The 10,326-nt window shown below is 35.7% G+C and carries 12 protein-coding genes; 4 read left to right on the top strand and 8 right to left on the bottom strand.

Annotation, left to right across the window (positions count from 1 at the left end):
* The first annotated feature begins 189 nt into the window (after window positions 1–189).
* Window positions 190–1,185 (top strand): NAD(P)/FAD-dependent oxidoreductase, encoded by a 996-nt coding sequence (locus FC37_RS02645; RefSeq protein ID WP_025005163.1) that lies wholly within the window; start codon window positions 190–192, stop codon window positions 1,183–1,185.
* 9 nt (window positions 1,186–1,194) lie between these two features.
* The gene (locus tag FC37_RS02640; protein WP_025005164.1) at window positions 1,195–1,845 is read left to right on the top strand and encodes a VTT domain-containing protein; all 651 of its coding nucleotides are present in this window, start codon (window positions 1,195–1,197) and stop codon (window positions 1,843–1,845) included.
* 12 nt (window positions 1,846–1,857) lie between these two features.
* Here the strand turns inward: FC37_RS02640 and FC37_RS02635 are convergent, their stop codons facing one another.
* From FC37_RS02635 to FC37_RS02615, 5 genes are read right to left on the bottom strand one after another with little or no spacing between them, the layout of a single operon-like run.
* A complete protein-coding gene (locus FC37_RS02635) occupies window positions 1,858–2,466 on the bottom strand; it encodes a TIGR01906 family membrane protein (protein ID WP_025005165.1) in 609 nt (202 codons plus the stop codon).
* Window positions 2,463–3,242 (bottom strand): TIGR01457 family HAD-type hydrolase, encoded by a 780-nt coding sequence (locus FC37_RS02630; protein WP_025005166.1) that lies wholly within the window; start codon window positions 3,240–3,242, stop codon window positions 2,463–2,465. Before FC37_RS02630 ends, FC37_RS02635 begins: the two co-directional genes overlap by 4 nt.
* The gene (locus FC37_RS02625; protein WP_025005167.1) at window positions 3,242–3,865 is read right to left on the bottom strand and encodes a YutD family protein; all 624 of its coding nucleotides are present in this window, start codon (window positions 3,863–3,865) and stop codon (window positions 3,242–3,244) included. The genes FC37_RS02630 and FC37_RS02625 overlap by 1 nt, the downstream gene beginning before the upstream one ends.
* Window positions 3,849–5,240: a bifunctional metallophosphatase/5'-nucleotidase gene (locus FC37_RS02620; protein ID WP_025005168.1), complete on the bottom strand. Its 1,392-nt coding sequence runs from the start codon at window positions 5,238–5,240 to the stop codon at window positions 3,849–3,851. The genes FC37_RS02625 and FC37_RS02620 overlap by 17 nt, the downstream gene beginning before the upstream one ends.
* 14 nt (window positions 5,241–5,254) lie before the next feature.
* Complete coding sequence (locus FC37_RS02615) at window positions 5,255–5,575, bottom strand: hypothetical protein (protein WP_025005169.1); 321 nt, start codon at window positions 5,573–5,575, stop codon at window positions 5,255–5,257.
* 94 nt (window positions 5,576–5,669) lie between these two features.
* Between FC37_RS02615 and FC37_RS02610 the strand changes: the two genes are divergently transcribed.
* On the top strand, window positions 5,670–7,040 hold the full coding sequence (locus tag FC37_RS02610; RefSeq protein WP_025005170.1) for a glycerophosphodiester phosphodiesterase: 1,371 nt from the start codon (window positions 5,670–5,672) through the stop codon (window positions 7,038–7,040).
* 47 nt (window positions 7,041–7,087) lie between these two features.
* On the opposite strand, the gene FC37_RS02605 is transcribed toward FC37_RS02610, so the two are convergent.
* On the bottom strand, window positions 7,088–8,089 hold the full coding sequence (locus FC37_RS02605; RefSeq protein WP_025005171.1) for a substrate-binding domain-containing protein: 1,002 nt from the start codon (window positions 8,087–8,089) through the stop codon (window positions 7,088–7,090).
* A gap of 145 nt (window positions 8,090–8,234) precedes the next feature.
* Between FC37_RS02605 and FC37_RS02600 the strand changes: the two genes are divergently transcribed.
* The gene (locus FC37_RS02600; protein ID WP_025005172.1) at window positions 8,235–9,341 is read left to right on the top strand and encodes a M24 family metallopeptidase; all 1,107 of its coding nucleotides are present in this window, start codon (window positions 8,235–8,237) and stop codon (window positions 9,339–9,341) included.
* Window positions 9,342–9,409: 68 nt separating this feature from the next.
* On the opposite strand, the gene FC37_RS02595 is transcribed toward FC37_RS02600, so the two are convergent.
* Window positions 9,410–9,778 carry a hypothetical protein gene (locus FC37_RS02595; RefSeq protein WP_025005173.1) on the bottom strand — a complete coding sequence of 123 codons (369 nt, stop codon included), beginning with the start codon at window positions 9,776–9,778 and terminating at the stop codon, window positions 9,410–9,412.
* Window positions 9,779–9,795: 17 nt separating this feature from the next.
* Complete coding sequence (locus FC37_RS02590; protein WP_003627742.1) at window positions 9,796–10,221, bottom strand: DUF948 domain-containing protein; 426 nt, start codon at window positions 10,219–10,221, stop codon at window positions 9,796–9,798.
* Window positions 10,222–10,326: the final 105 nt, after the last annotated feature.

The following is a 10,326-nucleotide window of genomic DNA, read 5'->3' as shown; positions in this document are numbered from 1 at the left end:
AAAACTTTTTTAAAGCTCTCGAGCTCTTCGTCATCTCTCAAGACGACTTTATTAATATATAATACTTAACTTGGTTTTGCAAGTATTTTTTTATTAATTAAATCTGTCCTTCAAAAGACGACTTAATTAATATACCTTAGTCAACAGATTTAAACAAGTACAAATTTTAAATGATTATTGTCTTAAATCATGTTAAAGTTGATACATCACCACTTAGAGGAGGTTTTAAAAATTAAAAAAGTTGATCTCGCAATTATAGGTGCCGGTCCTGTTGGATTATTTGCAGCTCATTTTGCTCACTTGCATGGCTTGTCTAATTTAATCTTCGATTCATTATCTGAGGTTGGTGGTCAGCCCCAAATGCTTTATCCATTTAAACAAATTAGTGACATCCCTGCTTATAATACAATCAGTGGAACAGCCTTAATCCAAAATTTAAAATCAGGTTTACCAAAGGAAACCGAAATTATTACTAATCATAAAGTTAATGATGTTAAAAAAAGCGACGACGGTTTCATTTTAGATGATATGGTATTAGCCAAAAGCATTATTATTGCTACAGGTGCAGGAGCATTCAAACCTAAAGAATTACCATTGAAGATGAATGAAGATATTCAAAAAAGAGTCCACTACTTCATTAAAGACCCTAAAGATTTTGCCAACCAAAAGATAGGCGTCTTCGGTGGAGGCGATTCTGCTCTTGATTTAGCAATTGAATTGGCAAATTATACAAATGTCAAAATTATCCATCGTCGTAATGAATTCCGCGGCCTTGAATCCAACGTTAAAAAGCTTCGTTCTTTAGCAAACGTCGAAATTTTAACTCCCTATCTTCCAAAGGACATCCAATTAGTTAATAATCAATTGGATATAACTCTTAAAGGTATGGGTGATGTTCAACCACGCCATGAGCAGTTTGATAAAATTATTGTCGCTTATGGTTTCAAAGCTAATAATCGTTTTGTGAAAAAATGGGGAATTGAGCTCAACGGAACTAATATTGCTGTTGATCCAACGATGAAAACCAACATTGATGGAATCTATGCTGCTGGAGACGTAGTAAGCTATCCTGGACGGGTTCCTCTAATTGCTTTAGGTTTTGGAGAAGCTCAAATCGCTATTACTTCTATTATGCGTGATCTATTTCCAGAAAAAACTTTAACCATTCACTCAACTAGCATTTAGGAGAAAGAAATGACTTTAATCGATTTTATCTTACATATTGATGACCACTTGGTCACAATTGTTAACCAATTTGGTGGTTGGTCTTACTTGATCTTGTTCGCCATCATTTTTATTGAAACTGGTGTAGTTATTTTCCCATTCTTGCCAGGTGATTCACTTATCTTTGCCGCTAGTGCGATGGCTGCTAACCCAAAATATGGTTTAAATATTTGGCTAATATATTTAATCGTTGCCTTAGCTGCCATACTAGGTGACACCGCCAATTATGAAATTGGAGCATGGTCTACTAGAGCAGGTGAAAAACACAGTTGGTTCAATAAATTAATCAATCAAAATAATCGACTAGCTGCAGAAAAGTTCTTTGAACGCCATGGTCCAATTACAATTGTGATCGGAAGATTTATTCCATTTATCCGGACATTTGTCCCCTTTATTTCTGGCGGTAGCAAAATGCATTACGGTAAATTTATTGCTTATAATATTATCGGTGGTTTACTTTGGACAGGATTATTTACTGTTATCGGATTCTTCTTTGGTAACATCCCTGTAGTAAAAGATCATTTCTCAATGATTGTAATTGCCATCATCCTGGTTTCAGTTGTTCCAATTGCCATCGTAGCTTTGAAGAAAAAAATCTCACTCAAAAAAGAGTTCCACTAATGGAACTCTTTTTTATCTTCGTAACAACTTTTCAGCAAAATATAATTCGTAAATAATCCCGGCTACTGCAAAACAAGATGCAAAAAAGCCTTCGGTCAACACATTGATTATCGGATCAGTATTCGGATCGAATAACCAATCATTGTTGTTAAACAACATGTGGTGAAAAATTACAAAAAAACTATCAAAATTGGTTACTGCAAAAGGAAATACTACGATTGGCAATAACAATAAAATAAGTGCTGCAGATTTATCCAAGCTAAGCAGCGCTTTTTTTCTACGCTTTTTAAAAACAAAATACAGCATTAAACAAACAATAAATACGAGTACAGCAAAAACGAATAATTGCTTACATTCCGCAAAATGTTCTGCTGCATTAGCGGATGTGGGAAAATTATCCATTTTAAGCCGCTTTTTAAAGGGCCAGATCAAATAAATCATCAACTGGTTATAATTATGCATTACTTGAAATAAAGACATGTGAACAGTCTCATATGTCTTTTGTACCAGCATAAAAATAAACAAAAGCGGCCAGCTAGCGACAATAGCTCCCACTACACTACTCGAAATGGCAAACAAAAAATGATATATCAGTCCAAAAAAATTATCTTTTGTAATCATAGTTCGAATTCGTCTAAGTTATCAACCACATACGTTGGTTGGCGTTTGCCAACAATATCTTCTTTTTGAGTTACACCCGTCAAAGTTAATAATTGATCTACATCACTATTAAAACCTGCTTTGATATCAGTATCGTAGTTATCACCTACTAGTAAGGCATCATCTTTAGAATATCCTACTTTAGCTAAAGCCTTTTTTACGATGATAGATTCTGGTTTACCAATGTATAACGGATCTACCCCACTAGCCGCTGCAACAAAAACGCACTGAGATCCATTGCCTGGGATTAATTCATCCCCTGTAGGCAAATTCATATCAGCATTAGTACCAATAAAAGTAGCCCCGCGTCTAATTGCTCTTGAGGCTACACGAACTTTATGATAAGTCAAATCCTTGTCCATCCCGACAATAACGTAATCAGGATTTTCCTCATTAAGTTCAAATTCAGGATGCTGCAATAGCTCTCTCCATAAGCCGATTTCGCCAATGATGTATAAACCGATCTTTTTATTTGAATGATCTTTATTCTGACTCAAAATATAACTGGCTGTCGCCATACTTGGCGTATAAATATGATCAGTATCGGTTTCTACCCCGTGTCTCTTTAATTTATCGACCACCATTTGAGGTGTTCTAGTCGTATTATTGGTTAAAAATAAATAATCTTTTTTTTGCTCAATTAAACGATGAACAAATCTTACTCCTGATTCAACAGTATCCTTGCCACGATAAACTGTCCCATCTAAGTCAATTAAAAATACCCGGTAATCTTTCACTAGTTTCCCTTTCTTTTCTTAATAATAAAAGAATGATGACGTCCAAATTCTTTTTTGACTGCAATTGACTGCTTCTTTTTAAATTTAGTTTGATGAACTCGACGCTTCTTGAATGGATTATTTTCAGTTTTACGATATCCCTTGCCGTGACGTCGACGTGAGTGGAAGCGATCATTCTTACGATTACGTTCACGTTCATAATGCGGTTTGCGCGGTCTTTGACGTGAATAATGATGAGTAGGATTAGTTAATTCCAAGATAAAATACGGCCCACCCGGATTACAATATTCAGTTAAATAATCTACGATCGCCATCTCTTTTTTATCAATCGAAGTGCGAGCTTCATCTTTATAAAAGCCTTTTAAGCGCAGGTGGTCACTTGAAACATCCCCTACTAAATAATCATATTGATCCAAAAATGGATCATATTTTTTACGGAGCATTTCTAGATCGAGCGCATCCCGTTCATTAGTGACAATGGTATATAACTGATCATTAATTTTTATACTTTTACCATCCTGTACTACGTTAGCAAGCGGATGACGCAAAGGCTGCTCTTCTTCAAATTTATTTACTTTTTCCTCTGCGCTTTTTTCTGAATTAGTTTTATTTTTTTCTGTCATTTACTTCACTTCTCGATGATAGTGGGTATATTTTAGCTAAATAATTGCCAACAACTTCACGCAAAAATTGAGGGAATAGGAATTCATTTTCACCAACAATAGCTAAAGTCGGGAAGAATGGCACTAATACATAGTGATCAAGGCAAGCGATTTGATACTCTTCTTCTGGATCAATCTCATGACCATTGGCATAAACGATTCGCTTACGAGTATCTACTTTAATTCCCTTGTAATACATTTGCCCAAAGATCTTGCCTCTAAAGCTCATCCCTTGCAAATGAAAATGATCCAAATAATGGCGATTCTTTTCAATTTCCATTACTAAACGCCAAAGATCGCTGCCTTTTAAGGTAGAACGCACAACATGCATAGGATGTGGCAATGCCTTTTGCAAATCATACTGAGTTAAAACTCCACTCTTAAATGGGGTCAAAAATAATCCTGAACTCAAAATTGCTAAATCTGTCTTGGCAAAATCAGCAATCGCATCAAGCGAAACTTGGACTGCCGCAATTTTGTCATCATTAAATTTTTCAGGCAGCTTAGCTACTTTATGTTCAGACAAAAGTTTTTGACCTTTATCATAGTAGCCTTGAATAACTGCCTCATCTTCTGGCATTTCTGGCATTGAAGCTGTAGGAATTGTATCAGGTACGATTTTAGTTACATGGTGGTTTTCGAGTTCAACATGAATATCGCCAACGTAATTACCCCATTTTCCAGTTTGAGTAATCCAAGTATGTTCAACTTTTTCACCATGAGCTAATAGATCATGACTGTGACCACCAACGATCAGATCGATTTGCGGATAATTCTTGGCAAGCCAGCGGTCCATCTTAAGTCCTACATGAGTAATCAGAATCAAAACATCATATTGATCCTTAATTTGAGCTAATTGTTGATCCATTGCATGACCTAGCATTTTGACATGCCAGTGATTAGGACCATAAGTCATGGGATATGCTGCAGTAAGGCCGATTAAAGCAATTCGCGTGTTTTTCTTGGTTTTAATAATTTTATGACCCACTGCCCATTTAGGCATGGATTCGTCTTCTTCACGCAAATTAGCCAAAATTACTGGGAAATCAGCATGATCAAACAATCTTTCTAACACCCAGTGCGGATTAGATATTCCTTCATTGTTGCCAATCGTGATCGCATCATAGTGAAAGCCGTTCATTAATTTAATATTAGCTTGGCCTTCAGTTGCATCGGTTAAGGGATGCGAACGATCCATAAAGTCACCGGCATCAAAAGTATAAACTTCATCAACTGAAGTATTTGCCTGAGCCTTTTTTAAATAACGCCCAATTTTAGAAAAGTGTTCAAAATGTGAGTGTAGATCATTAGTATGTAAAATTCGCAAAGTTTCCATTTTTGTACCACTTTCTATCCAATTCGATTAGCCTTCAATATCATGTGATAAGCATCCAAAATTTTGCCTTTAGGCTTATCCCATTCTACCCACTTAGGATTTTTCCAATCATCTTCATTAGTCAATGTCTGCAAATCATAAGTATCATTGATATATTTTTCATACTCAATTAATGCAGTAGTACGCGGAATATTCAACTGTAATATCCGTACTTTTTTAATTTCACCATGGTCCACCGCTAATTCAGCAATTCCATTTTGATCAATATTAGAAATTTCATAATAACGACTACCATCATTTCTGGTAATCTCTTCAATTAAATCCAATTGTTCCATCAATTTCACCCTTTTGGAATAACAGAATCATACTATAAAATAGAAAAAAATGTGTAACCATGCTATTGTTAATATGCGATAGAGGTGTACACATATGAAATTTAAAAGCCAACTATTTTGGGCTCTTTTTTTTAGCTTAATCTTTTTAACAACAAGTGGTTTTACTGTTGTTGGTCACCGCGGCGATCCCATCAAGTATCCTGAAGAAACTATTCAGTCTGATGATTCTGCCTTCAATTCCGGTGCTGATTACGTCGAACTCGATCTCCAACTTTCCAAAGATGGAGTTTTAGTCATCTCTCATGATGACGACCTTGAGCGAGTCACTCATACACATGCAATTGTATCACAAAATAACTTTGAGACACTTAAACAGCTAAAGTATGATAATGGCGAACACGTAATGTCGCTTAATGAATTATTTGAGCATTATAAAAATAAACCTAGCGCCAAATTTGTTTTAGAAACCAAGATTGATCATAGTATCAACCCATCTTACGAATTAGAAGATAAAATTGCTGCAGTAGTTAAGAAGTATCATATGCAAAAACGTATCATGATTCATTCATTTTCTGCAGCAAGTCTGTTTCATTTTAGAAAAATAATGCCTGATGCTTATTTAATCTTCATTGTAGGTAGCTTAAAACGTATTAACTTCAGTATTTTGCCTCAAGTAAATGCCGTAAACGCCGCTTCTGACATTGTTCAAGAGCATCCCTTCTTAATTCACTGGCTCCACAAATTGCATAAACAATTATTTGTCTGGGCAGAAATGGATGAATCACCTGCTCTTTGGCATTGGTTAATTAATCGTAATGTCGATGGGGTCGTTACCAACTTCCCCGCTACTGGGTTTAAATATAAATTAGCCAAAAGTGGTACTAAAAAATATGCTATCAATCGAACAGGAATCTATTTTGGTAAAACTAAGACCCCTACTATGATGAATCCCTATGTCCGAATTAAGGAAAAGAAATACGTTCGACCTAACCAAAAAGTTAATGTAACTTACGGCGTGCGAGTCGACAACAAATTATACTATCAGATAGCAGAAAAAACTTTTATTTCAGCGGAATTCGTCAACTTAGATTTACGCCGTAATGATATTGCACCTTATGAAAATAAAAAAATAATTGCTAAGCCTAACACTAAAGTAGCAATTTATAGTTATCCTGACAATCAAGCAAAAACAAAGAAATTCTTGCCTGCTAACATATTATTTAAAATTCAAAACTTTAATGGCGGTCCTAAGAACATGTGGCTTTACACCAAGAAAGGTTGGATTAAGGCTGATCAAATACTTTTCTACGGCTTTTTCAATAAAAAAGCTTTTCAGCAATATAACAACTTGCCACGAGTAAGCAAATACACGAACTTAGTTTTATTGCCTTTCAATCCTAATAAATTAATCTTCACATCAACTTATTGGCAAAAACGAAAACAAATTAATCAAATTATTCACTAAATTAAAAAAAAGCAGTTTTTATCAACTACTTCTTTTTTTGATACTTTTTATTGATTTAAAGTACTTTGTTTTTTAACTAATTCATATGGCAATTCAATATGAGTTTCGTCAACTTCTTCATTATTCATCAACTTAGTTAACATTCTCATAGCCACCGCACCCATATCATAAAGTGGCTGCTTGATTGTAGTCAAGGCTGGACGAACAACAGAAGCAAGTTGAGTTGCACTTGCAGTAACAATTTCCAAATCCTCTGGTATCTTCCTGCCTGCATCCATGGCTGAGTTCAAAATACCAACAGATGAAATATCACGGGTAACAATTACACCATCGATACCATCTTTAACGAGTTGTGGGTATAAATTGTAACCATCTGAATAATCCTTAACCCCGGTGTAAACATGTGGCTCACCCAGATTATTCTCTTTGATAAAGTCTTTGTATGCTGGAATTCTATTTTCACCATTTACCACTGCATCTTCATCACCAACCACGAGTGCCAAGTTCTTCTTGCCATCGTGCATTAATAAATTCAATGCTTCGGTATCAGCTTTCTTATAATCAATAGTTACGGACGCAAACTCGTCGCGATTATCCTTAGTCCCAGCTAATACTACTGGAGTATTAGTTCTCTTAAATGCTTCTGCAGCTTCGTTTGGCAAACGGTTTGACATGTAGATCACGCCATCTACTTGCTTATTAAGCAAACTTTGAATTACTTGATCTTCCTTCATCAAACGATTTTCAATACTGGTAATGATAATGTTATACTTGTATAAAAGTGCAATATCATCAATACCCTTAGATAATTCTGCAAAATATAAATTAGTCAAATCTGGGACGATTAACCCTACTGTAGTGGTACGCTTAGATGCTAAACCTTGCGCTACAGCATTTGGTTGATAGTGTAATCTTTTAATTACTTCAAGAACACGATCACGTGTCTCTTTTCTCACATTATTATTGCCGTTAACAACACGAGAAACTGTCGCCATAGACACCTTAGCTTCTCGAGCAACATCATAAATTGTAACTTCTTGTTTATGCATCGCTTATTCTCAGTCCTTCCGAAAAATCCTTCACCTTAATTTATCATTATTTTGCTCTAAGTGCAAGCGTTTACAGCTTTCCTTTCATTTTTTCATACAAAAACATGATATACTAACACTAAACTAACGAAAAAAGAGGCTATTTATGAACTTAGATAAATTACAACAATGGCTGCAAGATTCAAACAATGATATTGCATACATTTCTAACCCAATTACTATTTCTTACTTCACGGGATATTCTATGGATCCTCATGAACGTATCTTTGCTTTGCTCGTATTTAAAGATGCAGATCCTTTTATTTTCTGCCCTGCTTTAAATGTAGAAGAAGCAAAAGATTCTGAATGGAACGGTGATGTTTTTGGTTACCTTGATTCAGAAGATCCATGGGAATTAATCGCCAACAACGTAAGAAAGAGAACTAAAGATACTCACACCTGGGCTATCGAAAAAAACGATCTTTCCGTTGCTCATTACCAATACCTGCGCGGCGAATTTCCAAATGCAAGTTTTACTAATGATGTTTCTTCATTCATTGAAAGACTTCGTCTTTACAAGACACCAGAAGAAATTAAAAAATTACAAGGCGCTGGTGCCGAAGCTGATTTTGCCTTTCAAATTGGTTTTGATGCAATCAGAACCGGTGTGACTGAAAGAAGTATCGCTGGTCAAATTGATTACCAATTAAAGATTCAAAAAGGCGTAATGCACGAAAGTTTTGAAACGATCGTCCAAGCTGGTAAGAACGCAGCTAACCCACACCTTGGTCCAACTATGAACACTGTTCAACCTAACGAATTAGTTTTATTCGACTTAGGTACTATGCATGATGGTTACGCATCAGACTCAAGTAGAACAGTCGCTTATGGTACGCCATCAGACAAGCAACGTGAAATTTACGAAGTTGACCGCGAAGCACAACAAGCCGCAATTGAAGCCGCTAAGCCTGGTATTACTGCTGAAGAACTTGATAGCGTTGCTCGTGATATCATTACTAAAGCCGGCTATGGCGAATACTTCATTCACCGTTTAGGCCACGGTATCGGTAAAAATGTCCACGAATATCCATCAATCGTTCAAGGCAATGATTTAGTTCTTGAAGAGGGGATGTGCTTCTCCATTGAGCCAGGTATCTACATCCCTGGCTTTGCTGGAGTAAGAATTGAAGACTGTGGTGTCGTAACCAAGGATGGTTTTAAGACATTTACACATACCAATAAAGACTTGAAGATTATCCCTGTTAGAGATTAATCTAAAATTTAGACGCAAAATAAAAAGCTGACATAACGTCAGCTTTTTATTTTGCGATGAATAATTGACTATTCTTCTGAATTATCTGGTGTTGAGGCAGTATTGTCATTTTCAGCATTGTTCAAATCATCAACCGATTTTTCTGCGTTATCGCCATCAGCAACATCGTTGTCCTTGTTTGAATCATCAATAACGATGTCATCGAAGTCCTTTAATTCTGAATCATCTTCAACGTTCTTTGGGAATGAAGCTAATTGATTCTTAACGATTTCAGTACCATTATCGTACTTCTTCTTCAAATCTTGAAGTTTATCGTTGTCTTTAATCTTGTTCTTAACATCATCAACTTGTTCATCACTAACAAGTAATGAACCTGCAATAAAGCCTGCTGCACAACCAGCTACAGCACCTAATACGAAACTTGCAAATTTTTTCATAGTGAAATCCTCCTTTATTAATTTTCACCTCTACGGCGTCTGCGTCTTGCAAAAGCAGTAGCCGCAATTGAAGAAACAAGACCAGCGTGACTAAAATGATTGCTACTAAAGCGTTTAGCGATCTTCTTTGAAGAATCATTCAATTCTGATACGCTCTCACCCAAATCAGCAGCAGCTTTTACTACTGGATCCAACGTCTTCATTTTACCATTAACATCGATCATTAGGTCGTTAGTTTGATCTAATAAATTATGAGTTTGATCCATCAGACCATCCATATCTTCAGAAAGCTTCTTCATTGATTCATTAGTTGTCTGAATAGTAGCACTTGTTTCTTTCAAAACTTTTGCTGTACGAATAAGCATAGGGATCGTAAATAATACTAAAATTAAGAATGCAATTGCGGCAATTAAACCTGCTAAAGCACCATAAGAAATTGTCATCTTCTAACTTCTACCTCCATATACCATCTAAAAAAAGTCTAGCATGAATATACTTTATTCTCAATTAATGTCTTGTTATTCTTTTATTATAACCTATTAAATTCA

Origin of the sequence: Lactobacillus gallinarum DSM 10532 = JCM 2011, assembly GCF_001434975.1 — a bacterium.
Taxonomy (GTDB): domain Bacteria; phylum Bacillota; class Bacilli; order Lactobacillales; family Lactobacillaceae; genus Lactobacillus; species Lactobacillus gallinarum.
This window is presented reverse-complemented; position numbering and strand designations above follow the sequence as displayed.